General features: G+C 70.6%; 21 protein-coding genes. 12 read left to right on the forward strand and 9 right to left on the reverse strand.

Features of this window, described 5'->3' with window-relative positions:
* Positions 1-28: 28 nt before the first annotated feature.
* From ACZ6ZQ_RS05140 to ACZ6ZQ_RS05150, 3 genes are all read right to left on the reverse strand, one after another.
* Entirely contained in the window at positions 29-784 is a 756-nt protein-coding gene (locus tag ACZ6ZQ_RS05140) for a DUF6227 family protein (RefSeq protein WP_469767171.1), read from the reverse strand.
* A gap of 162 nt (positions 785-946) precedes the next feature.
* The gene (locus tag ACZ6ZQ_RS05145) at positions 947-2032 is read right to left on the reverse strand and encodes a P1 family peptidase (RefSeq protein WP_469767172.1); all 1086 of its coding nucleotides are present in this window, start codon (positions 2030-2032) and stop codon (positions 947-949) included.
* Positions 2033-2099: 67 nt separating this feature from the next.
* Complete coding sequence (locus ACZ6ZQ_RS05150) at positions 2100-3323, reverse strand: low temperature requirement protein A (protein ID WP_469767173.1); 1224 nt, start codon at positions 3321-3323, stop codon at positions 2100-2102.
* Between the two features lie 270 nt (positions 3324-3593).
* Here ACZ6ZQ_RS05150 and ACZ6ZQ_RS05155 point away from each other — a divergent pair, with 270 nt between their 5' ends.
* Genes ACZ6ZQ_RS05155 through ACZ6ZQ_RS05180 form a run of 6 tightly spaced genes read left to right on the forward strand, consistent with a single transcriptional unit; the run spans position 3594 to position 8899 of the window.
* A complete protein-coding gene (locus ACZ6ZQ_RS05155) occupies positions 3594-4718 on the forward strand; it encodes an MFS transporter (protein ID WP_469767174.1) in 1125 nt (374 codons plus the stop codon).
* Entirely contained in the window at positions 4715-7015 is a 2301-nt protein-coding gene (locus ACZ6ZQ_RS05160; protein ID WP_469767175.1) for a molybdopterin oxidoreductase family protein, read from the forward strand. Before ACZ6ZQ_RS05155 ends, ACZ6ZQ_RS05160 begins: the two co-directional genes overlap by 4 nt.
* Before the next feature lie 8 nt (positions 7016-7023).
* Positions 7024-7623 (forward strand): 4Fe-4S dicluster domain-containing protein, encoded by a 600-nt coding sequence (locus ACZ6ZQ_RS05165; RefSeq protein ID WP_469767176.1) that lies wholly within the window; start codon positions 7024-7026, stop codon positions 7621-7623.
* Complete coding sequence (locus ACZ6ZQ_RS05170) at positions 7620-8273, forward strand: QcrA and Rieske domain-containing protein (protein WP_469767177.1); 654 nt, start codon at positions 7620-7622, stop codon at positions 8271-8273. The genes ACZ6ZQ_RS05165 and ACZ6ZQ_RS05170 overlap by 4 nt, the downstream gene beginning before the upstream one ends.
* Positions 8270-8659, forward strand: a complete 390-nt coding sequence (locus ACZ6ZQ_RS05175; RefSeq protein ID WP_469767178.1) for a hypothetical protein — start codon at positions 8270-8272, stop codon at positions 8657-8659. The genes ACZ6ZQ_RS05170 and ACZ6ZQ_RS05175 overlap by 4 nt, the downstream gene beginning before the upstream one ends.
* Before the next feature lie 30 nt (positions 8660-8689).
* Positions 8690-8899: a hypothetical protein gene (locus tag ACZ6ZQ_RS05180; protein WP_469767179.1), complete on the forward strand. Its 210-nt coding sequence runs from the start codon at positions 8690-8692 to the stop codon at positions 8897-8899.
* Positions 8900-8991: 92 nt separating this feature from the next.
* Here the strand turns inward: ACZ6ZQ_RS05180 and ACZ6ZQ_RS05185 are convergent, their stop codons facing one another.
* The 5 genes from ACZ6ZQ_RS05185 to ACZ6ZQ_RS05205 form a co-directional block, all read right to left on the reverse strand.
* On the reverse strand, positions 8992-9669 hold the full coding sequence (locus ACZ6ZQ_RS05185; protein WP_469767180.1) for a hypothetical protein: 678 nt from the start codon (positions 9667-9669) through the stop codon (positions 8992-8994).
* A gap of 308 nt (positions 9670-9977) precedes the next feature.
* Positions 9978-10829, reverse strand: a complete 852-nt coding sequence (locus ACZ6ZQ_RS05190) for an S-methyl-5'-thioadenosine phosphorylase (RefSeq protein ID WP_469767181.1) — start codon at positions 10827-10829, stop codon at positions 9978-9980.
* 90 nt (positions 10830-10919) lie between these two features.
* Positions 10920-11261, reverse strand: coding sequence for an FmdB family zinc ribbon protein (locus ACZ6ZQ_RS05195; protein WP_469767182.1), 342 nt, complete (start codon positions 11259-11261; stop codon positions 10920-10922).
* Positions 11262-11329: 68 nt separating this feature from the next.
* Positions 11330-12601 carry an MFS transporter gene (locus ACZ6ZQ_RS05200; RefSeq protein WP_469767321.1) on the reverse strand — a complete coding sequence of 424 codons (1272 nt, stop codon included), beginning with the start codon at positions 12599-12601 and terminating at the stop codon, positions 11330-11332.
* A 391-nt stretch (positions 12602-12992) separates the two neighbouring features.
* The gene (locus tag ACZ6ZQ_RS05205) at positions 12993-14549 is read right to left on the reverse strand and encodes a potassium/proton antiporter (RefSeq protein WP_469767322.1); all 1557 of its coding nucleotides are present in this window, start codon (positions 14547-14549) and stop codon (positions 12993-12995) included.
* A gap of 223 nt (positions 14550-14772) precedes the next feature.
* Between ACZ6ZQ_RS05205 and ACZ6ZQ_RS05210 the strand changes: the two genes are divergently transcribed.
* Positions 14773-17562 carry a penicillin acylase family protein gene (locus ACZ6ZQ_RS05210; RefSeq protein WP_469767183.1) on the forward strand — a complete coding sequence of 930 codons (2790 nt, stop codon included), beginning with the start codon at positions 14773-14775 and terminating at the stop codon, positions 17560-17562.
* A gap of 99 nt (positions 17563-17661) precedes the next feature.
* On the opposite strand, the gene ACZ6ZQ_RS05215 is transcribed toward ACZ6ZQ_RS05210, so the two are convergent.
* On the reverse strand, positions 17662-18243 hold the full coding sequence (locus tag ACZ6ZQ_RS05215) for a 5-formyltetrahydrofolate cyclo-ligase (RefSeq protein ID WP_469767184.1): 582 nt from the start codon (positions 18241-18243) through the stop codon (positions 17662-17664).
* Between the two features lie 107 nt (positions 18244-18350).
* Between ACZ6ZQ_RS05215 and galU the strand changes: the two genes are divergently transcribed.
* The 5 genes from galU (at position 18351) to ACZ6ZQ_RS05240 (ending at position 22701) form a co-directional block, all read left to right on the forward strand.
* Positions 18351-19253 carry a UTP--glucose-1-phosphate uridylyltransferase GalU gene (gene galU / locus ACZ6ZQ_RS05220; protein WP_469767185.1) on the forward strand — a complete coding sequence of 301 codons (903 nt, stop codon included), beginning with the start codon at positions 18351-18353 and terminating at the stop codon, positions 19251-19253.
* 392 nt (positions 19254-19645) lie between these two features.
* Positions 19646-20938 (forward strand): molybdotransferase-like divisome protein Glp, encoded by a 1293-nt coding sequence (gene glp, locus ACZ6ZQ_RS05225; protein WP_469767323.1) that lies wholly within the window; start codon positions 19646-19648, stop codon positions 20936-20938.
* A gap of 55 nt (positions 20939-20993) precedes the next feature.
* Positions 20994-21485 (forward strand): cyclic pyranopterin monophosphate synthase MoaC, encoded by a 492-nt coding sequence (moaC, locus tag ACZ6ZQ_RS05230; RefSeq protein ID WP_469767186.1) that lies wholly within the window; start codon positions 20994-20996, stop codon positions 21483-21485.
* On the forward strand, positions 21482-22078 hold the full coding sequence (locus tag ACZ6ZQ_RS05235) for a MogA/MoaB family molybdenum cofactor biosynthesis protein (protein ID WP_469767187.1): 597 nt from the start codon (positions 21482-21484) through the stop codon (positions 22076-22078). Before moaC ends, ACZ6ZQ_RS05235 begins: the two co-directional genes overlap by 4 nt.
* A 17-nt stretch (positions 22079-22095) precedes the next feature.
* Positions 22096-22701 carry a GNAT family N-acetyltransferase gene (locus tag ACZ6ZQ_RS05240; protein ID WP_469767188.1) on the forward strand — a complete coding sequence of 202 codons (606 nt, stop codon included), beginning with the start codon at positions 22096-22098 and terminating at the stop codon, positions 22699-22701.
* The last annotated feature ends 6 nt before the right edge of the window (positions 22702-22707 follow it).

Genomic DNA, 22707 nt, shown 5'->3' on the forward strand with positions numbered 1-22707 from the left:
CCGCGCCCCAGGCGCCCGGGCCCGTCCGTCAGCGCACCCGCGCGCGAAGCTCCATCGCTTCGCGCGCGGTGCGTTCGTCGGCGTACACCTCGCACATGTGGCGGCCGTCGGGTGTGGCCGTGTGCTCCACCTCCCACAGGCTCAGCTCCGTGCCGTCGAGCAGCAGGAATGCGTGCTCGTAGAGCGTGAACCCCGCGTCCCGCCCGTCGACCAGGCACTGCCGGCCGAACGCCTGGCTGATGTGGTGCGCGAACGCCGCGCGCAGCAGGCGGGCTGTCACATCGCCCGGCCGGTCCGGGTTCTCGGCGCGGCGCAACAGCCGACGGGCGTGGTCCGGGGAGTCGTCGGGGACGTATCTGTGCGCGGGTGCGACGGGAGGAGGGGCCAGCAGCCGGTCGAGCAGCTCCAGATCGGCGTCGAGGCCGTCGTCGAAGCCGCTGCCGTCCGCCCCGTCCCGCCGCTCCTGACGCGCGGTGCGCAGCCGGGACGCGGCGAGCCGCGCCTCCGCCTCCTCCGTATACAGCTCGTGCTGCCGGACACCGTCCCGTCCTGTGTTGTGCACCAGCTCCCAGAGGGTGAGGGTGGAGCCGTCGGCCAGCAGATACGTGTGCCGGTAGGTCGTGCGGTGCAGGGCCGCGCTGTGGTGCGAGGAGTGCAGTGAACTGGCATGCGTCAGCGCGGATTCGAGCCGGTCGACCATGGTGTCGGGAAGATCGAAGGAGTTCAGTGCCCGACCCAGGAGGCGCTCGAGGTGCGTCTCGGTTGTCTCGCACGGATCGTTCAAGATGGTTCTCCAGGCCGTTGCCATACGTCACTTGGTGACTGCTTAACGTAGTCCCTGGGTCGGACATCGCGTCCGGGGTTCGGGAAAACGAACGGCGCGGGCACAAAGTTTCCGCGTTTCCGCGCGCCCGCGCGCGCCCTCACAACTCCCGTGCGCTGTCGGTCAGTCCCCACTCTGGTTCGTGCCCTGGGCCTTGCCCTGCGCCTTGTCCGTGCCCCGTCCGTACAGCTCTCCGTACGAGGGGAACTCGCCGCCCGGCCCCGCCACGCTCCGTGCCGCGAGCACCGCGCGCACGATGGCCCGCGTCACGACGTCCGCGCCCGCCGCGAGGACTGCGTTGAGGGCGAGCGGACGGCTGTCGAGGGGTCGGGCGCAGGTGGCGAGGGCGAAGACAGTGTCGCCGTCATTGAGGAGATGGACCGGGCGCACGGCGCGCGCGATGCCGTCGTGCGCCGTCCCGGCGAGCTTCTGCGCCTGGGCGCGGGTGAGTTCGGCATCGGTGGCGACGACGGCGAGCGTGGTGTTCAGCGGTGGGGCGCCCAGCTCCGCGGTCTCGGCGAGTCGGTGCAGGGCCGCTGCGTGGACCTCGGGGGAGGGCGGGACCGGACGCTCGCCCGTGAAGTGCTGCCCGTACAGCACGCCGGTGGCCGGGTCGACCGCCGAGCCCGCCGCGTTGGCGACGACCAGCGCGGCGATCGTGGTCCCATCGGGCAGTACGGTGCTCGCCGTGCCGATGCCGCCCTTGATGCGGCCCACCACCGCGCCCGTCCCGGCACCGACGCCGCCCTCCTCGACCGGCGCGCCCGGCTCCGTACGCGCCGCCGCTTCCACGGCCGCACGTCCGGTCGCCGCGTCCGGCCGGGCCCGCCAGTCGCCGCCGCGGCCCAGATCGAAGACACAGGCGGCCGGGACGACCGGCACGACGTGGCCGGGCTCGCGGTCCACCCGGACACCGCGGCCCTGCTCCTCCAACCACGCCATCACGCCGGACGCGGAGTCCAGGCCGAATGCGCTGCCGCCGGTCAGGACCACCGCCTCGACGCGCTGCACCAGATTGCGGGGGTCGAGCGCGTCGGTCTCCCGGGTGCCGGGGCCGCCTCCTCGTACGTCCACCGCGGCGATCGCCCCGCCCTCGGGTGCGAGGACGACGGTGGTGCCGCTGAGGGAGCCCTCCCCGGACAGGCGGGCGTGACCGACCCGGAGGCCGGCCACGTCGGTCAGTGCGTCGTTCGGTGCCTTGTCTGCCATGGACCCTGGGTATCACGCGTGCCGGTACGGCGAACCGGACCCGGACGGAGCCGGCCCGTGGCATCGATCACCCTGCCGAGGGGCCGGTGACGGCCGGTGGCCGGTGGCGGCTTGCGCGATGCGCCAGCGTTTCGCCGGCCGCGACGGTGGCCGCCGCGACCAGACCGGCCGCGAGCACCGCCCACTCGCCTGCGAAGGTGCAGGCCAGGATCGCCAGTGCGGAGACGGGCAGGGTCAGTTGCTGCAGGATGCCGCGCTTGAAGTGGCGTGCGTGCAGCAGCCAGACGGTGAGCAGGAACGCCGCCGTGGGCAGGGTGACCGCGGCCGCCGCGGCCGTCACCGAGATCTGGGACTTGTGGATCGCCGTCTCGATCGAGACCTCCAGGCCCGCGCCGATGGCCGCGGCGGACGCGAAGATCACGTAGTGGCCGTAACCCCACAGGAACGCTTCCCTGTTGGAGGACAGCCGGTCATGGGCGGGGACGGCGAAGTAGATCCACCAGGCCGCGAACACGATCAGCAGCCCGCCCATCGCGATCGGCGCGAGAGCCCCCAGCTCGTCGCTCTCGTCGAGCGCCGAACGCACGCCCACCGTGGCAGCGAGGATCGTCTCACCGAGCACGATGATGGTGAACAGGCCATAGCGCTCGGCGATGTGGTGAGCGTGCCAACTGGTGGCCAGCGAACGCTCGGCGATCGGCGGTACGGCCATCTCGGCGACCGCCATCACCAGGAACACCCACACCCGTACGTTCTCGGGGAACAGGACCAGTCCCAGCCAGCCGACCTGGCAGAGGGTGATCCCCACGGCGTACCGCAGCGCCGTCGCCCGCTCCGCGCCCCGCGTCGAGGCAGCGGCCCTCAGCCACTGTGTGACCAGCGCGAGCCGCATGACCACATAGCCGAGGAAGACGACCAGGAAGTCCTGGTTGAGGAAGGCGCGTGAGATCCCGGCCGCGAGGATCAGCACACCGGCGATCTGGATGAGCGTCACCACCCGGTACGGGACGTCGTCCGTGTCGTACGCGGAGGCGAACCAGGTGAAGTTCATCCAGGCCCACCAGATCGCGAAGAACACCATCATGTAGCTGATCACGCCGTCCGCGGCGTGGTTCCCGGCCACGGCGTGAACCAGCTGCATCCCTGCCTGCGAAACGGCGACGACGAAGCAGAGGTCGAAGAAGAGTTCCAGCGGGGTCGCGGCGCGGTGCGCCTCGTCGCGGCGGCGTGCACGCATGGGGCGCACCGCCCTCGAGCCGCCGCCCGCGGCCGATGCGGAAGTGGAGGTCATGCGTCCAGCACATCAGAGCGAGCGGAGCGGGGTGGCGAGACGCGCACTCTCGTCCGTCTTCATGGGCGTGTCCTGACGGGCGTGGCTTCATGAGCCTGTCCTCATAAGCCTGTCTTCACGCACCTGTCTTGACGCACCTGTCTCCATGAGCCCTGTCTTCATGGGCCTGCCTTCATGCGCCGCCGCGCTCTGAACGCCATCTGAGCGAAGTCCTCACCCCCCTGAGCATCAAAACAGGTCCAACACCTATAAACCACCTAGCGTGGCGGCGTGACCGAGCCACGACAGAGTCCGGAAAGACCGCTCACCGCACCGGGCGCACCCCCGGAGGCACCCGGCCCGCGGGAGACCTCCGGCTGCCAGGAGACCCCCGGCGTCGTGCGCCGCCGCGCGTCGCTCGCCGGTGCCGCCGTCTCCGTACTGCTGATCATCGCGATCGTCTTCGGCAGCCGGCTCCTCACCGACTTCGACTCCGCCCTCCTTCCGTACGCCGTGGCCACGGTCTTCCTCGCCTTCGGCATCACCTACCGCTACACGGTCTGGATCTCCTCTCCCGGTGCCCGCCGGCTCTTCGGGCAGGGATGGCGCAGCTTCTTCTCGGTCGGCAACTTCCGCAGGGCCCCCACCGCGCTGCCGAGGATGATCGCGACCTATCTCGGCTTCCAGAAGTTCCTCGGCGCCCGCTCCCACGCCCGCTGGGCCGCCCACCAGCTGATCTTCTGGGGCTGTGTCCTCGCCGCGCTGATCACCTTCCCACTCTCCTGGGGCTGGTTCACCTTCACCTCGTCCACCGGCTCGGGCCCCGGCTACGAGATGCGGATCTGGGGGCTCAAGGTTCTCGGGTTCGACTCGCTCAGCTTCTTCGGCTGGGCCGTGTTCCACGGCCTCGACCTCGCCGCCGTGCTCGTCATCGCCGGAGCCACATACTTCCTGTGGCGGCGGATGAAGGACCGCGGTGCGATCACCGGCCAGCGGTTCGCCTATGACCTGGTCCCGTTGATCGCCCTGATCGTGATCTCGGTGACCGGTCTCCTCCTCACCTTCTCCTCGATCTTCCTGCACGGCGGCGGCTACGAGTTCCTGGCGATCCTGCACATGGTGTCGGTGGTCTTCACCCTCATCTACCTGCCCTTCGGGAAGTTCTTCCACATCGTCCAGCGACCGGCTGCCGTCGGTATGCAGCTGTTCAAATACACGGCCCGGCAGGACGAGCAGGTCTTCACCTGCCGCCGCTGCGGGGAGCCCATCGACACCACCCCCTACGTCGAGAACCTGCAGGGCACCATGCGCGATCTGAAGCTCGACTTCGACGACTGGGCCGAGTACTGCCCGCGCTGCAAGCGGGTGCTGCGCGGCAACGCCTACCTCACCCACGTCAAGAAGGGCTTCAAGTGACGCAGCAGCCCATCCCGCTGGACCCCTCCCTCGCGCCTCCCGGCACCCGTAACTTCCGGGACGCCGGGGGCATCCCCGCCGACCAGTGGCGCGCCGGCCAGACCGGCGAGACGCTCGTCCCCACCCATTGCTGCTTCTGCGGCGTCCAGTGCGGCATGTATCTGCGCGTCAACCGCAGCGGCAAGGTCTTCGGCGTCGAACCCCGCAATCACGACATCAACCGGATGCGTCTGTGTCCCAAGGGCATCAACGCGTACCAGCAGGTCAACCACCCGGACCGGCTCACCGTTCCGCTGCTCAGACGGTCCCGCGACGAGCCGTTCCGGGAGGCCTCCTGGGAGGAGGCCCTCGACTTCACCGCCGCCGAGATCCAGCGCATCCAGGCCGCGTACGGCAACGACGCCGTCGGGGTGCTGGGGGGCGCGAGCCTCTACACGGAGAAGACGTATCTCGTCGGCAAGTTCGCCCGGGTCGCCGTCAAGACCAGGCACGTCGACTACAACGGCCGGCTGTGCATGGTCAGCGCCGCCGGGGCCAACAAGCTTGCCTTCGGCATCGACCGGGCCGGCAACCCCTTCGCCGACATCCTCCAGACCGACTGCCTCCTCATCGCGGGCTCCAACGTGGGCGAGTGCTTTCCGGTGATGACGCAGTACCTGTGGGGAGCGCGGGACCGCGGCGCCAGTCTGATCGTCGTCGACCCGCGTGAGACCGCCATCGCCCGCACCGCCGACATCCACGTCGCCATCAAACCCGGCACCGACTCGGCGTTCTTCAACTCCGTCCTCCATGTCGTGATCCGTGAGGAACTCGACGACGAAAGCTTCATCACCGCCCATGCCACCGGCTGGGAAGAGGTCCGCGAGACAGTCGCCGAGTATCCCCCCGAGCGGGCCGCGGAGATCTGCGGCATCCCGGAGCGGCAGATCGTCCAGGTCGCCCGGGTGTTCGCCCGCGCCCCCAGGGCCATGGCCTGGCACGCCCGGGGCATCGAGCACCACTCGCAGGGCGTCGAGAACTGTCTCTCCGTCATCAATCTCTGCGTCGCCACCGGCAACATCGGCAAGCCCGGAGCCGGATACGGCACCATCACCGGGCAGGGCAACGGCCAGGGCGGCCGCGAGCACGGCCAGAAGTCCGACCTCCTCCCCGGTGGCCGCTCGATCACGAACGATGAGCACCGGCGGCAGATCTGCGAGATCTGGGGGATCGACGAGTCCGAACTCCCGCCCGCCGGCACCTCGATGATGGAAATGATCTGGCAGATGCAGCGCCGCGAGATCCGCGGCCTGATCGGCATCTGCAACAACCCCTTTGTCTCCCTCCCCAACTACCGCGTGGTCAAGGAGGGGTACGACGCCACTGAATTCCACGTCCAATCCGACTTCTTCCTTTCCGAGACAGCGGCCAACGCCCATGTCGTCCTCCCCGTCACCACCTGGGCCGAGGACGAAGGCGTCATGGCCAACGCCGAGGCCCGGGTCATCAAGCACAACAAGGCCCAGGACCCGCCCCCCGGCGTACGGACCGACACCTGGGTCATGTGCCGGCTCGCCCAGCGCCTGGGTGCCGGCGACAAGTTCGCCTTCGCGGGATCGCGCGAGGTGTTCGAGGAGCTGCGGATCGCCTCCGCCGGAACGGTCAACGACTACTACGGCATCACCTACGAACGCCTGGAGGAGACCGGCGGCATCGCCTGGCCGTGCCCCTCCACCGACCACCCGGGCACCCCCCGCCTCTTCGAGGACGGGAAGACCTACCACCCCGACGGCAAGATCCATATGCAGGTCGTCGAATGGCACCCGCCGATGGACCCGTACGACGACGAGCACCCCATGACGCTCACCACCGGACGGACCGTCGCCCACTTCCTCTCCGGCAACCAGACCCGCAGGCTCGGCGCCCTCGTCGAGCAGACCCCGCGCCCCTGGGCCGAGATCCACCCCTCCCACGGCTTCCGCTCCGGCGACCCGGTCCGCGTCGTCACCCGCCGCGGCAGCGCGGTTTTCCCCGCCCTGGTCACCGAGGCCATCCGCCCCGACACCGTCTTCGTCCCGTACCACTGGCCGGTCCCCACCGCGGCCAACGCGCTCACCATCGATGCCCTCGACCCCCGCTCCAAGATCCCCGAGTACAAGGTCTGCGCCTGCCGTATCGAGCGCGCCGAGCAGATCGACGAAGTACCCGAACCCCCGACCGCACCCGGCCACCGTGCGTACCCGGAGGTCCAGGTGTCCCGCACCGACCCCCGGCCGCCCACCGCCCCGCAGGGCCGCGGCACCGCGGAGAGGAGCTGACGAGAGCCATGATGGGCAGAACGATCTTCATCGACCCGGGGCGCTGCATCGGCTGCCAGGCCTGTGTCTCCGCGTGCCGTGAATGCGACTCGCACCGCGGCAAATCGATGATCCATCTCGACTACCCCGACGAGGGTCATTCCGTCGCCTCCCTTCCCACGGTGTGCATGCACTGCGAGGACCCGGTCGCCCCCTGTGCCGAGGTCTGTCCCGCCGACGCGATCCTGGTCACCGCGGACGGCGTGGTGCAGCAGGCCGACACCACCCGCTGCATCGGCTGCGCCAACTGCGTCAACGCCTGCCCCTTCGGTGTCCCGAAGATCGACCTCAAGGCGAAGCTGCAGATGAAGTGCAACCTCTGCTACGACCGCACCGCCTACGGCCTCGCCCCCATGTGCGCCACCGTCTGCCCCACCGGCGCCCTCTTCTACGGCACCCTCGAGGAGCTCCAGGCCGAACGTCCCGGCGTCCAGGTCGCCGACTCCTTCACCTTCGGGCGTACGACCGTTAGCACCGGGGTCGCCATGGTCGTACCCGTCGACAAGGTCCAGTGGCCCGTCCCCGGCGGACTGCCCGTGGTGGAGGTGAACGGGGTGGACGTCCGATGAGCGTCACCGAACAGCCGCCGGCCGGCGAGCCCGCAGCTGCGGACGCCGCCCAGGAGGCTCTCCAGGACCGGATCGCCGCGGACTCCCTCACCACCCGCCGCGACTACCTCCGCATCGTCGCCACGGTCTCCGGCGGCCTCGCCGTGGGCGGCATCGGCGTCGCCGCAGGCGTACTGCACCGACACGGGGACAGCGAGGGAACGCCCGATCCCAAGAGGATCGCCGACCAGCTGCTGCCCGGGGAGTCGGTCGCCTTCCGCTACCCCGGCCCCGAGGACCGGGCGCTCGCCGTACGGCTCGGGGACGGCAGCCTCGTGGGCTACTCGGCGGTCTGCACCCACCTGGCCTGTGCCGTGCTCTGGCGCGCGGACCGGGGGAGCGCGGGCGAGCTGTACTGCCCCTGCCACGAAGGGATCTTCGACGCCCGTACCGGTGAGGTAACCGCGGGTCCCCCGCCGAGGGCGCTGCCCAAGGTGATCGTCATCGAGGAGGTGGACGGCAGCGTCTGGGCGGTCGGCACCACCCGCTCCGGCGAGACCCTCCAGGAAGGCCTGTGCCGGCAACTCCTCAAGGACCGCCCGGACATGGCGGCCAGGCTCGGCTGTCCGGGCGCAGTTCCCGGCGTCGCGGAGAGGGCTACCCACACATGACCACTCCTGAGCAGCCCCCCGGCAGCCCCGCGCCGCCGCCGCAGCCCCCTTATCGTCCCGGCAGTGCCCAGCCCCGGCTGAACCGGCCCGTCCGCGAGCGCTACCCGCAGATCCGCCCCACCAGTGGCTACGGCGACCCGCGGATCCGGCACACCGGACCGGGCCCCGGGGCCGGATCCGAGCAGGAACCCGAACGCTCGTCGAAGCTCACCGCACGCCTGGCCCTGGTCCTCTCCGTCGTCGTCGGCCAGCTCTGGGGGCTGACCGTCATCGTCGACGAGTGGATGAAGGGGGACACCGGTACCGCCTGGTGGGGTGCTGGGTTCCTCGTGCTGTCGTTCCTGGTGGTCCTCGGCCTCTGGCTGGTCGATCCGCAGGACCGGTGACCCCTGCTGTCCCCGGCGTAGTCTTGACGCATGAGCACCGCCCCCACCCCCGGACCGCGCGATGCGGAGGAGCCCCGGCAGCAGCCGATTCCTACGCCGGCGCTGATCTTCGACGATCCGCTGGACCAGCAGTCCTCGGACGATACGGACCGCGGGTGGGGCGAGCGGCCTCCGAGCAGCGGCGACAGCGCCGCCGATCTCGCGCGCTTCCTCGACGAGAAGCCGCCGCACCACCTCTGACTCCGACCGCCCGCTCTGACTCCGGCCGCCCGCCCGTGAGGCAAGGGCGTTCCGCAGCCCGATCCCTGCGCGCTCCCGCGCTCGCGTGCGTGTCAGCACAGCGTCACCGCCAGACGGGACGTCGCTCCCGCGCCGGCCAGTGCTGCCGCGACGGGGCGGGGGACCGACAGCACGATCAACGCGCCTCCGTCGGGGAAAGCCTCGCCGTCCGCGAAAGCATCACCGTCCGGGGCAGCCTCGCTGCCGGGATCCGGGAAGGTCGTGCCGTCCGGGAAAGCCTCTCGGTCTCGGGAAGCCTTGCCGTCCGGCGGAGCCATGTCGTCCGGCAAGGTCTCGCGGTCCGGAGAACTTCTGCGCGCCCCGGGAACTTCTGCCACCCGGGCGCCCGTCGCGACGATGTGCGCCTCGGAGCCCGCGCCCACCGGGGAGTTGGCGGTCGCGATCACGTCCACACGGTCGCCCGGCTCCAGCAGCCGGACCGTCTCCGCGTCCGCGATACGCACCGGCGCGGACACGAAGTCCACCGGCCGCGAGGCGTGCCGGGACAGCGCGCCCGGCTCATCCCGCGCCCCCGCGTCGACCGGCGCGCGCGGCCCCCATGCGGCCAGCGCCGCAGCCGTCACGGCCAGCCCGGCCGCCAGTGCGCGCCGCCTGCGCCGCATCACGCGCCGCAGCCTCATCCGCTGCCAGTGGCGCCCGCCCCGCACCCTCAGCGGGGCGAACGCCGGTACCCCGCGCGGCTCCGGGGCCGGTGCCGCAGGAAGGGCCATCGGCCCGGAACGTGCATGTCCGCAGGAAGAGAGCGTCGACATCGTCGTGACCGCCTGTCGTGAGTCGTGGGAGTCGTGGGAGTCGTAGGACACGTAGGTGGCGCAGGTGTCGTGCGAGCGGCGCGAGCCGCCATTGGCTCCCACCGAACGCCCGCACGCCCCGCACGCACCGAACGCACCCCACGATCCCCGCTCACGCGCTGCCCCGCTCGGCCCTGTGGACAGTCCCCGGCCTGTGGACAACTGGCTCACCCCGACGGGTGGTCAGCACCGTCGGCCGATGCCTCGTTCCCGCTGCGGCATCTCGGCTACGGCAGCGTTATCCCCGTCTCCAGCCCGTTCAGCGCGCTCCTGCACAGGCAGTCGCGCTCCCCGTTCGCCGGCAGACCGGCCACCGTGTCGAAGAGCACGTCCCGCAGTCGGTCGACATTTGCGGCGAAGACCTTCAGGACCTCCTCGTGGGAGACGCCCTGACCCGTCTCGGCCCCCGCGTCGAGGTCCGTCACCAGCGTCATCGACGTGTAGCAGAGCTCCAGCTCACGGGCGAGCGCGGCCTCGGGGTGCCCGGTCATCCCGACCACGGACCAGCCCATCGCCGCGTGCCAGCGCGACTCGGCGCGGGTCCCGAAGCGCGGGCCCTCCACCACGACCAGCGTCCCGCCGTCGACCGGCTCCCAGTCCCGCCCGCGCGCCGCAGCCAGCGCCACCGAGCGCCCCGACGGGCAGTACGGGTCGGCCAGCGACACATGGACGACCTTCGGCACCTCCCCGTTCGCCAGCGGCTCACCGTCGTAGAACGTGTCGTCGCGGGCCTTCGTACGGTCCACCAGCTGGTCCGGGACGAGCAGGGTGCCCGGCCCGTACTCCACACGCAGCCCGCCCACCGCGCACGGCCCCAGCACCTGCTGCACACCGACGGACCGCAGGGCCCACAGATTGGCGCGGTAGTTGATGCGGCTCGGAGGGAGGCGGTGATCACGTCCGTGCCGGGGGAGGAACGCGACCCGGCGGCCGGCGATCTCGCCGAAGAACAGGGAATCGCTGGGGCTGCCGTACGGCGTAGGTACCTCGACCTCGGTCACGTTCTCCAGGAACGAGTAGAAACCCGAGCCACCGATCACACCGATTTCCGCGCGCTGCGCGCTCTCTGCGTTGGCCATGGCGATCACAGTAGCCGCGCCCGAACTGGCGCCGGAATACGCCCAGGGGCCCCAGCGTCCGAAGACGATGGGGCCCCTGGCAAGCGAGAATCAGGCAGCCGTCGTACCGCTGCTGGAAGAGCTAGAGGAGCTCGACGCCGCAGGCTTCGAGTCCGACGAAGACGACTTCGTGCTCGCGGACGACGCCGACGCCGAGGACGAGGCCGACGAACCGGCGGACGCGGACGACGACGCCGGCGTGCTGCTCGACGACGCACCGCGGCTGTCGTTCCGGTAGAAGCCGGAGCCCTTGAAGACAATGCCGACGGCCGAGAACACCTTCTTGAGGCGTCCCTGGCAGTTCGGGCATACGGTCAGGGCATCGTCGGTGAACTTCTGCACCGCCTCGAGGCCCTCGCCGCACTCGGTGCACTGGTACTGGTAGGTCGGCACTTGTCTTCCTCCTGGCACTCTCACTCGATGAGTGCTAACGACGGTCCATAGTGACGTATTCCGTCGGATCAGTCCACCGTCACGGGCACTCGGTGACCGATACCACGTGCGACCGTCCGGCTCTGCGCGCGCGGCGCGAGCCGCGACCGCAGGGCCAGCAGAGTGACCAGAGCCAGCGCGGTGCCCACCAGCGGCACCAGGAATCCGGCGCTCGCGCCGTGTGCGTCGGCCAGTCGTCCGGCGACCGTCACCGCACCCGCCTGGCCCAGCGCCACGGCGCCGGTCAGCCAGGTGAAGGCCTCGGTACGGGCCGACGCCGGCACCAGCGGCTCGACCAGCGTGAAGCCGCTGATCAGCGCGGGCGCGATGCACACGCCCACGACCAGACCCAGTGCGCCGAGCAGCACCACGGAGTGCGCCGCCCACAGCAGGGACGCGCCGACCGTCAGGCCCGCGTAGCCGAGCACCAGGCGACGGCGGGGACCGGACTTCCAGGCGATGGCGCCGACGGCGATGCCCGCCAGCATGTTGCCGGCCGCGAAGAGTCCGTACAGCAGTCCGTTCATGCCGGGCTGCCCGATCTCCTCGGAGAACGCGGTCAGCGAGACCTGCATGCCGCCGAAGACCGAGCCGATGCCCAGGAAGGCCACGGCCAGGACCCGTACACCGGGCACGGAGAGCGCGGAGGTGTGTTCCGTGCGCTCATGAGCAGCCGGACGTCCGTACGCGGGCTGCGTGCGGCGCTGGGCCGCGAACAGCAGACCGCCGGCCAGCGTGAGCCCCGCCTCGGCGATCAGACCGGCGGCCGGGTGGACGCCGGTGCACAGGGCGGTGGCCAGGACCGGTCCGACCACGAAGGTGAGTTCGTCGGTCACCGACTCGAAGGCCGCGGCCGTCGGCATCAGCGGCGATCCCCCGAGCCTTGCCGCCCAGCGGGCCCGCACCATGGGGCCGATCTGCGGGACGGAGGCGCCGGTCGGCACGGCCGCGGCGAAGAGCGCCCACAGGGGAGCGCCCGCGAGCGCCAGCGCGGTCAGCGCGCTCACGGAAGCGGCGTGCACGAGGACGCCGGGGATCAGGACGGCGCGCTGGCCGAAGCGGTCGGCGAGCTTTCCGCTCTGGGGGGCGAAGAGCGCCATGGAGACACCGGTGACGGCGGCGACGGCGCCGGCGCTCCCGTACGAACCGGTGGTGTGCTGCACGAGCAGGACGATGCCGATGGTGAGCATCGCGAACGGCTGCCGGGCAGCGAATCCGGGAAGCAGGAACGTCCAGGCTCCAGGGGTGCGGAGCAGCTGTCCGTAGCCAGGGCGCCGTCCGGACGTGCCGGAGCCGGACACCCCGGAGCTGGGCGCCCCAGTGCTGGAGGTGCCGGAGCCGGACGTGTCAGAAGACGTGCCAGAAGCGACCGTGGACGCCACGGCCCTTGCCTTTCTGCCGCCTGGTAGCGCTCCCCTGGGTGTCGGGAGCCGCCGAGAGCTGTCCTCTTGCGCGGAACTGCGGTAGATACCGGGACCCACTGAGGGGGGACGCTCGGCCGCCATACGGTCGCGCCAGCTCTGCGTCAGGCAGAGTTGGTCGATCAGTGTGCCTTCATGGTACAGGGGTGGAGCGGGCCCCACCTGTGAAATTGCCGACGCATCCAGATCTGCACCTGCGATTAACCGGAGCTTCGCTTCCCGTGGCTTCCGGAGCCCTGGAGCCCTGGAGCCCGGGTGGAGCCCCGGATGCTCAGGAGCCCCTGGTCCCTCCGGCGCCCCTGGCGCCCCTGGAGCCCCCGGTCCTCCTCGTCCCCCCGGTCCCGAGCCACCCCGCAAGCTTTCCGCCCTGGCCCACCGCCCGCAGCCGCGCCTCGGCCGCGTCCCGTACCGGATCCGTCGCCACCACCAGCAGCTCGTCGCCGCGCCGGAGCACGGTCGAGGGCAGCGGCACGAAACTCTTGCCCTCGCGTACGACGAGCGTGACCGCGGCCCCGGCGGGCAGCCGCAGCTCCCCGACCTCCACGCCGTGCATGCGTGACCCGTCCGGGATAGCGACCGACAGCAGGTGTCCGCGCAGCCGCTCCAACGGCGCCGACTCGATGCCCAGGTCCGCCGCCTCGGGGCCCTCGCCGAGCCGTAGCGCCCTCGCCAACCAGGGCAGCGTCGGCCCCTGTACCAGCGTGTAGACGACGACCAGCACGAAGACGATGTTGAAGATCCGCTCGCTGCCCGTGATGTGCGGCACCAGGGGAATGGTCGCCAGGATGATGGGTACGGCGCCGCGCAGCCCCGCCCACGACATCAGGGCCTGCTCCTGCCAGGGCATGCGGAACGGCAGCAGGCTGACGACGACCGACAGCGGCCGCGCCACCATCGTCAGCACCAGCCCGATGATCACCGCCGACCAGAAGTCGCGCACCAGCTCGCTCGGGGTCACCAGCAGGCCCAGCAGGACGAACATGCCGATCTGGGCGATCCAGCCGAGACCGTCCGCGAATCCGCGGGTGGCCGGCCAGTGCGGAAGCTTGGCGTTCCCGAGCACCATGGCGGCGAGGTAGACGGCGAGGAAGCCGCTGCCGTGGGCGATGGCGCCGGCCGCGTACGCCGTCACGGCGATCGCCATGACCGCGATCGGATACAGGCCCGAGGCGGGCAGTGCCACATGGCGCAGCCCGAACGAGCCGAGCCAGCCGACCGCGAGTCCGATGGCGGCGCCGATCGCGAGCTCCAGGGTGATCTTGCCGACGAGGACGTACCAATCGTCCACCGGAGCGGCTGTCGAGAACGCGACAACCAGGATGACGACGGGGGCGTCGTTGAAGCCCGACTCGGCCTCGAGCACGCCGGCGATGCGGGAGGGCAGCGGCACCTTCCGCAGGACGGAGAAGACCGCGGCGGCGTCCGTCGAGGAGACGACCGCGCCGATGATGAGCGCCGGCCGCCAGTCCAGTCCGACCAGATAGTGCGCTCCTGCCGCGGTGACGCCCACGCTCACGGCGATGCCGACGGTCGACAGTGCGACCGCCGCGGGCAGCGCCGGTTTGATCTCCTTCCACTTGGTGCCCAGGCCGCCTTCGGCCAGGATCACCACAAGTGCGGCATAGCCGATCACCTGCGTCAGTCCGGCATTGTCGAACTTGACGTGAAAGATGCCGTCCTGCCCGATGGCGGTCCCGATGCCCAGATAGAGCAGCAGGCTCGGGAGCCCGCTTCGCGAGGAGATGCGCACCGCCGCGACGGCGATGAGCAGGACGAGCGAGCAGATGAGCAGGAGTTCATTGAGCTGGTGGACAGTCAGCGGGCCGATCCTTCCCCTCGCATTTGCTGCCGGACGGTTCCTCCGGCACGCGACACTTCGTTACCTTACCTAATCTTTAACGACTTCTTTACGTCGACTCGATTTGGTCGATCTTCAGTTCGAGTGGCGGTTGTTGGTATCGCGTTACTGATACCGCGTCCGGACGCGTTGAGCGCTGCGCCTATGGTTGCTCCAGCACTCCCAGGACCACCCTGCCCCTCGAAGGACAGCGATGCCCGCCAACACAAGCGCCCCTTCCGCCGAGAAGCCCGGCAAGAAGAAGGGGAGACGCGCCCGTCTGATCGTGCTCGCCCTGGTGCTGGCGCTCGTCGCGGGTGTGGGCTGCGGCGCCTACTGGGGCGTCAGCACCGTTCGCGCCTCCTTCCCCCAGACCACCGGGACGATCACGCTCAAGGGGCTGTCGGGCCCCGTCGACGTCAGGCGTGACGGGAACGGCATCCCCCAGATCTACGCCAACAGCGACGAGGACCTGTTCCGCGCCCAGGGCTTCGTCCACGCGCAGGACCGCTTCTGGGAGATGGACGTACGGCGCCATGTGACCGCAGGGCGGCTGTCCGAGATGTTCGGCTCGGGGCAGGTCGAGACGGACGCGTTCCTGCGCACGCTCGGCTGGCGCCGTGTGGCGCAGCAGGAGTACGACGAGCAGCTCTCGGCCGAGACCAAGAAGAACCTCCAGGCGTACGCGGACGGCGTCAACGCCTATCTCTCGGGTCGCGACGGCAAGGACATCTCCGTCGAGTACGCCGCTCTCGGCTTCACCAACGACTACCGGCCCGAGAAGTGGACGCCGGTCGACTCGGTGGCCTGGCTCAAGGCGATGGCCTGGGACCTGCGCGGCAATATGCAGGACGAGATCGACCGCTCGCTGATGACCAGCAGGCTGAGCGAGCAGCAGATCAAGGAGCTGTACCCGGCGTACCCGTACGACCTGCACCAGCCGATCGTCCAGCGCGGCGGCGTGAACACCGACGCGAAGAAGTGGGACCCGGCCGCCGATTCGTCGCCCTCCTCCTCTTCTTCCTCCTCCTCGTCTTCGTCGGCGGGCGGGTCCGCGGGCAATGGCTCGGGCAACGGCTCGGGCGGTGGTGACCAGGGCTTCCAGACGCAGCTCGCGGGCCTCTCCGGTGCCCTCGACCAGATCCCTGCGCTGCTCGGCCCCAACGGCGACGGCATCGGCTCCAACTCCTGGGTCGTCTCCGGCCGCTACACGACGACCGGCAAGCCGCTGCTCGCCAACGACCCGCACCTCGCGCCGCAGCTGCCCTCCCTGTGGACCCAGATGGGCCTGCACTGCCGTGAAGTCTCCGCCAAGTGCGGCTACGACGTCGCCGGCTACACGTTCTCCGGCATGCCCGGCGTGATCATCGGCCACAACCAGGACATCGCCTGGGGCTTCACCAACCTCGGCGCCGATGTCACCGACCTCTACCTGGAGAAGGTCTCCAACACCGGGTACCTGTCCGGCAGCAGGACCAAGCCGTTCAAGGTGCGCAACGAGATCATCAAGGTCGCGGGCGGTGCCAGCAAGACCATCACGGTCCGGGAGACCGATCACGGACCTCTGGTCTCCGACCGCAGCAACGAGCTGGAGCGGGTCGGCGAGCGGGCGCCCGTCAGCAACTCCACCCCCTCCCCCGACCGCGGCCACGGCTACGGTGTGGCGCTGCGCTGGACCGCCCTGGACCCGGGCAAGTCCATGGACGCGGTGTTCGAGCTCAACCGCGCGAAGGACTTCAAGGGCTTCCAGGCCGCCGCGAAGGACTTCGAGGTCCCCTCCCAGAACCTGATCTACGCCGACGCCAAGGGCAACATCGGCTACCAGGCGCCCGGGAAGATCCCGGTCCGGGCCAAGGGCTTCGACGGCTCGATGCCGGTCCCGGGCTGGAACCCGACGTCCGACTGGAAGGGATTCATCCCCTTCGACGAGCTGCCGTTCGAGTACAACCCGAAGCGCGGCTACATCGTCACCGCCAACCAGTCCGTCGTGGACGCCGGCAAATACCCGTACCTGATCACCAAGGACTACGGCTACGGCTCCCGCAGCCAGCGCATAAACGACCTCATCGAGTCGAAGACCAAGGACGGCGGGAAGATCTCGACGGACGACATGCGCACCATGCAGATGGACAACAGCAGTGAGATCGCGAAGCTGCTCACGCCCTATCTGTTGAAGATCGACATCTCCGACCCGTACGTCCGCGAGGCGCAGAAGCTGCTGGAGGGCTGGGACTACACCCAGGAGCCGGACTCCGGCGCCGCGGCCTACTTCAACGCGGTCTGGCGCAACGTCCTCAAGCTCGCCTTCGGCAACAAGCTGCCCAAGGAGCTGCGCGTCGAGGGCGAGTGCCTCAATGTCCGTCCCGCCGACAGCACGGGCCCGGTCGACGATCTGGACCGGTTGGTGCGCGAGTGCGGCCAGCGGGACGCCGAGTCGGCCCAGCCTGACGGCGGTGACCGCTGGTACGAGGTGGTCCGAGGGCTGCTGAAGAACGAGACCAGCGAGTGGTGGCAGGCCCCGCCGAGCCGTAAGGCGCCCGGCAGCGCGACCCGTGACGACCTGCTCAAGCGGGCCATGGCGGACGCCCGCTGGGAGCTCACCGCCAAGCTCGGCAAGGACGTCTCCAGCTGGAGCTGGGGCCGGCTGCACCAGCTGACGCTGAAGAACCAGACGCTGGGCACCTCGGGGCCCGGCGCCCTCCAGTGGATGCTCAACCGCGGGCCGTGGAACCTGGGCGGCGGTGAGGCCGCGGTCAACGCGACCGGTTGGAACGCGGCGGGCGGCTACGACGTGATCTGGGTCCCGTCGATGCGGATGATCGTCAATGTCGGCGACTGGGACAAGTCCCGCTGGATCAATCTGACCGGTGCTTCGGGGCACGCCTACAACGCGCACTACACCGACCAGACCGACAAGTGGGCCAAGGGCGAACTGCTCGAATGGGCCTACGGCCGGCAGGCGGTGGCGGCCGCGACGAAGGACACCCTGGTGCTCAAGCCGTAATCCGCTGCTCCGGGCCGATGCTGCTCCGGGCCGATGCTGCTCCTGGCTGACGTTGCTCCGGAACGATGCTGCTCCTGACTGGTGTCGTGCAGCGCGCCGTCAGGCCGTGAAGCGGCGGACGCCCTCCGGCGTCACCACCGCGTGTACGGGGTGGTCGTGCGGTTCCTCCGGGACCCGCGCGACCACCTCGTTCGCGTACAGGAGCACCACCAGGGCAGGGCTCGCGGAGGCCGCTTCGAGGCGGGCGAGGACCCGGTCGTACGAGCCGCCGCCGCGGCCGAGCCGCATACCGCGCTCGTCCACCGCGAGCCCGGGCAGCAGTACTGTGTCCGCCTCCAGCACCGCCCGGTGGCCGAGCCGCGGCCCGTCCGGCTCCCGCAGGCCGCGCCGCGCGGGCACCAGATGCTCAGATCCCTCGTACACCGCCCAGTCGAGATCGTTGTCGTCCAGGAGCACGGGGAGGAGCACCCGTACCCCCCGGGCGCGCAGCGCGTCGAGCAGCGCGCGGGTACCCGGCTCGCGGCCCACCGACACATACGCGGCTACCGTACGGGCCGTGGCCAGTTCCGGAAGCTCGAGCGCGCGCCGTGCGAGAACCGTGGAGGCCTCCAGGACGTCTTCGGGGGACAGTAGGCGTCGTGCGTCGAGCAGTTCACGTCGTACCGCGTTCTTTCCGGACATGTCGGTACCCACAGCAACCTCACAAATCCCAGCCAATACGCCTTTATGAGAAGAAAGTTAACCGGAGGCTAATCTTCCGCCCATACGCAACGGATATGGTGCTCCGCATGACTGAGTCGCACCCCAGGATCAGCAAGGCTGTCATCCCCGCCGCAGGCCTCGGAACCCGGTTCCTGCCCGCAACAAAAGCCACTCCCAAAGAGATGCTGCCTGTCGTCGACAAGCCCGCCATCCAGTACGTCGTGGAAGAAGCGGTGGGCGCCGGTCTCTCCGACGTCCTCATGGTCACCGGACGCAACAAGCGCCCCCTCGAGGACCACTTCGACCGCAACTATGAGCTGGAGGAGGCGCTGACCCGCAAAGGGGACGCCCAGCGGCTCGCCAAGGTTCAGGAGTCCAGCGACCTCGCCACCATGCACTATGTGCGCCAGGGCGACCCGAGGGGCCTCGGCCACGCCGTCCTGTGCGCCGCCCCGCACGTCGGTGACCAGCCCTTCGCGGTGCTCCTCGGTGACGACCTGATCGATCCGCGCGATCCGCTGCTCTCGCGCATGGTCGAGATCCAGGAGCGCGAGGGCGGCAGCGTCATCGCCCTGATGGAGGTCGAGCCCTCCCAGATCCACCTCTACGGCTGCGCGGCCGTCGAGGCCACCGGCGAGGACGACGTGGTCAAGGTGACCGACCTGGTCGAGAAGCCCGACCCGGCCGAGGCGCCCAGCAACTACGCGATCATCGGGCGGTACGTCCTCGACCCGGCCGTCTTCGAGATACTCCGCAAGACCGAGCCGGGCCGCGGCGGCGAGATCCAGCTCACCGACGCCCTCCAGAAGCTCGCCGCCGACGAGAAGGTCGGCGGGCCCGTGCACGGGGTCGTTTTCAAGGGCCGACGCTATGACACCGGCGACCGCGGCGACTACCTGCGTGCCATTGTCAGACTCGCATGCGAACGTGAAGACCTGGGCCCGGACTTCCGAGCCTGGCTTCGCCGCTACGTCGCCGAGGAGATGTAGCACTTGAGCAGCACGGGAGAAGTGGCACATTGAGCAGTACGGCAACACCCGGCGCGGGCTCCGACGCGGGTCCGGGCCCGGACCTGTCCACCCGGTCGCGGGGCACGTCCGCCGGTGCCGCGGCCGATCCGGCCGGTGACACGTCGGCCGCGTCGGCCGCGGGCGCCTCGGGCGATGACACGTCGGCCGCGGACGTCTCGCCCGCAGTCCGCCCGGTCGCGGACGCCTCGGCCGCAGCCGACCCGGCCGGTGACCCGGCGGCCGACGATGCCTCGGCTCGTGGCACCTCGCCCGACGATGCTTCACCCGGCGACGCCTCGGCCGGTGACCCGGCGGCCGGCGAAGCCCCGTCCGGCGACCCGGCGCCCGGCGGCCGGCCGTCCCTCTGGTCGGTGGACGAGCACCTGGAGGACATCCTCGGCGCGATCCACCCGCTCGAGCCGATCGACCTGCAGCTGCCCGACGCCCAGGGCTGCGTCCTCGTCGAGGACGTCACCGTCCAGGTCGCCCTGCCGCCGTTCGACAACAGCTCGATGGACGGGTACGCGGTCCGGGTCGCCGACGTCGCGGGCGCAGGTGAGGAGTTCCCCGCGGTCCTCACGGTCATCGGCGACGTCGCCGCCGGCAGCGGCGGGCTGACCGGTGGCGGAGAGGTCGGCCCCGGTCAGGCGGCCCGGATCATGACCGGCGCGCCCCTCCCGCCCGGCGCCGAGGCGGTCGTCCCCGTCGAGTGGACCGACGGCGGCAGCGGCGCGGGAGCGGCCACGACCATGCGGCCCGCCGGTGCCGCCCCCGAGGGCGCGAGCGGCGAGATCCGGGTGTACCGGCCGGTCGAGCCCCGTGCGCACGTCCGCGCGCGCGGCAGCGACGTCCAGGCCGGCGATCTCGCCCTGGCGGCGGGCACGGTCCTCGGCCCGCCACAGATCGGCCTGCTGGCCGCCATCGGCCGTGGCACCGTGCGCGTGCGCCCCCGTCCACGCGTCGTGGTCCTCTCCACCGGCAGCGAACTCGTCCAGCCCGGCGAGGAATTGAGCAAGGGCCAGATCTACGACTCGAACAGCTTCGCGCTCACCGCGGCCGCCCGTGACGCCGGAGCCATCGCCTACCGGGTGGGCGCAGTCACCGACGACGCCGCCGAGCTGCGCGCCACCATCGAGGACCAGCTGATCCGTGCCGATCTGCTGGTCACCACGGGCGGCGTCAGCGTCGGCGCGTACGACGTCGTCAAGGAGGCTCTCTCTTCCGTGGGCGACGAGGACGAGCCCGGCAGCGGGATCGACTTCCGCAAGATCGCCATGCAGCCGGGCAAGCCGCAGGGATTCGGCTCGATCGGCCCGGACCACACGCCGCTGCTGGCCCTGCCGGGCAACCCGGTCTCCTCGTACGTCTCGTTCGAGCTGTTCGTACGGCCCGCGATCCGTGCCCTGATGGGCCTGAAGGATCTGCACCGCCCGCGCGTGCGCGCCGAGCTGCGCACCACCGGCAAGGCAGTGTCGTCGCCCGCCGGGAAGCGCCAGTTCCTGCGTGGTGCCTACGATGCGGAAGAGGGCACCGTCACCCCTGTCGGCGGCAGCGGATCCCATCTGATCGCCGCCCTCGCACAGGCAAACGCGCTCATCGTGGTCCCCGAGGACGTCACCTCCGTGGAGTCGGGCACCGAGACGGAGGTGGTCCTGCTCGGGTGAGTGCTGTGCCGTGGCGGTACCGTGTCTGACCACACAGTGACCGGGAGCCACAGCAATGAGCGCGCAGCAAGGACTCACCCACATCGACGAGGCAGGCGCGGCCCGCATGGTCGACGTCTCCGGGAAGGACGTCACCGCGCGCACCGCCCGTGCGAGCGGCCGGGTCCTGGTCTCGCCGCGCGTCGTCGAGCTGCTGCGGGGCGAGGGGGTGCCCAAGGGAGACGCCCTCGCCACCGCCCGTATCGCGGGCATCATGGGCGCGAAGCGCACCCCCGACCTGATCCCGCTCTGCCACCCGCTCGCGGTCTCCGGGGTGAAGCTGGACCTGTCCGTGGCCGACGACGCCGTCGAGATCCTCGCGACGGTGAAGACCACGGACCGCACGGGCGTCGAGATGGAGGCCCTGACCGCGGTCTCCGTGGCCGCGCTCACCGTCGTCGACATGGTCAAGGCGGTCGACAAGGCAGCGGTCATCTCCGACATCCGGGTGGAGGAGAAGACCGGCGGCAAGTCCGGCGACTGGTCGCGCACGGAGGCCGGGCAGTGAGCCCGCGCGGTGGCGAGGTCCACAGCCACGCCCACGGTGCGCCGCCCCCGCGGGGGGAGCCCGTCCGCCCGGTTCGGCGCGCCCTGGTCGTGACCGCCTCCAACCGCGCCTCCGCCGGTGTGTACGAGGACAAGGGCGGACCGCTCCTCGCCGAGGGTCTCGCGGGCATGGGCTTCGAGGTCGACGGCCCCCGGGTGGTCCCGGACGGCGACCCGGTCGAGGCAGCCCTGAGGGACGGGGTGGCCGCGGCGTACGACGTCATCCTGACCACCGGCGGCACCGGCATCTCGCCCACCGACCGCACGCCCGACATCACCCGCCGGGTCCTCGACTACGAGATCCCCGGCATCCCGGAGGCGATCCGCGCGTACGGACTGGCGAAGGTCCCCACGGCCGCGCTGTCCCGGGGCCTCGCGGGCATCGCGGGCCGCACGCTGATCGTCAATCTTCCCGGGTCGTCGGGCGGGGTCCGTGACGGGCTCGCGGTCCTGGCCCGGCTGCTGCCCCACGCCGTCGACCAGATGCACGGCGGCGACCATCCCAGACCGGCGGACCCTGCTGCCCCTGCCGGCGCCGCGGGGAGTCCCCACTGAACGCACCCTTCTGGCCCGTGGTCCTGACGGACGGTGACGTCACCCTCCGCCCGATAAGGCTGCGCGACCAACGACCCTGGCGCGAGGTGAACCGGCGCAACCGGGAGTGGCTTCGCCCCTGGGAGGCGACCATCCCGCCGCCCGCGCCCGGCGGCCCGATCGCCCAGCGCCCCACGTACCGCCAGATGGTCCGCCATCTGCGGGCCGAGGCCAACGCCGGGCGGATGCTTCCGTTCGTCGTCGAGTACCGGGGAGTGCTCGTCGGCCAGCTGACCGTCGCCGGGATCACCTGGGGCTCGATGTGCTCGGGCCATGTCGGCTACTGGGTCGACCGTGATGTCGCGGGCCGCGGGGTGATGCCGACGGCCGTCGCACTCGCCGTCGACCACTGCTTCAGGACCGTCGGGCTGCACCGCATCGAGGTCTGCATTCGCCCCGAGAACGCGCCGAGCCGCAGAGTCGTCGAGAAACTCGGATTCCGCGAAGAGGGACTGCGCCCCCGCTATCTCCACATCGACGGTGCCTGGCGGGACCATCTGGTGTTCGCGCTCACGGCCGAGGAGGTCCCGGAGGGTCTGCTGCGCCGCTGGCACCAGGCACGACCCGCGCGGCATGAGAAATAAAATAAT

The sequence above is a fragment of the Streptomyces sp. NPDC053673 genome (genome assembly GCF_055585225.1).

Excerpts from the sequence above, each read along its gene's own strand:
- moaC (WP_469767186.1), top strand. The coding sequence starts at position 20,994 with ATGAGCGCGCAGCAAGGACTCACCCACATCGACGAGGCAGGCGCGGCC.
- ACZ6ZQ_RS05150 (WP_469767173.1), bottom strand. The coding sequence starts at position 3,323 with ATGACCTCCACTTCCGCATCGGCCGCGGGCGGCGGCTCGAGGGCGGTG.
- ACZ6ZQ_RS05165 (WP_469767176.1), top strand. The coding sequence starts at position 7,024 with ATGATGGGCAGAACGATCTTCATCGACCCGGGGCGCTGCATCGGCTGC.
- galU (WP_469767185.1), top strand. The coding sequence starts at position 18,351 with ATGACTGAGTCGCACCCCAGGATCAGCAAGGCTGTCATCCCCGCCGCA.
- ACZ6ZQ_RS05180 (WP_469767179.1), top strand. The coding sequence starts at position 8,690 with ATGAGCACCGCCCCCACCCCCGGACCGCGCGATGCGGAGGAGCCCCGG.
- ACZ6ZQ_RS05190 (WP_469767181.1), bottom strand. The coding sequence starts at position 10,829 with ATGGCCAACGCAGAGAGCGCGCAGCGCGCGGAAATCGGTGTGATCGGT.
- ACZ6ZQ_RS05215 (WP_469767184.1), bottom strand. The coding sequence starts at position 18,243 with ATGTCCGGAAAGAACGCGGTACGACGTGAACTGCTCGACGCACGACGC.
- ACZ6ZQ_RS05170 (WP_469767177.1), top strand. The coding sequence starts at position 7,620 with ATGAGCGTCACCGAACAGCCGCCGGCCGGCGAGCCCGCAGCTGCGGAC.
- ACZ6ZQ_RS05175 (WP_469767178.1), top strand. The coding sequence starts at position 8,270 with ATGACCACTCCTGAGCAGCCCCCCGGCAGCCCCGCGCCGCCGCCGCAG.
- ACZ6ZQ_RS05145 (WP_469767172.1), bottom strand. The coding sequence starts at position 2,032 with ATGGCAGACAAGGCACCGAACGACGCACTGACCGACGTGGCCGGCCTC.
- ACZ6ZQ_RS05185 (WP_469767180.1), bottom strand. The coding sequence starts at position 9,669 with ATGGCCCTTCCTGCGGCACCGGCCCCGGAGCCGCGCGGGGTACCGGCG.
- ACZ6ZQ_RS05210 (WP_469767183.1), top strand. The coding sequence starts at position 14,773 with ATGCCCGCCAACACAAGCGCCCCTTCCGCCGAGAAGCCCGGCAAGAAG.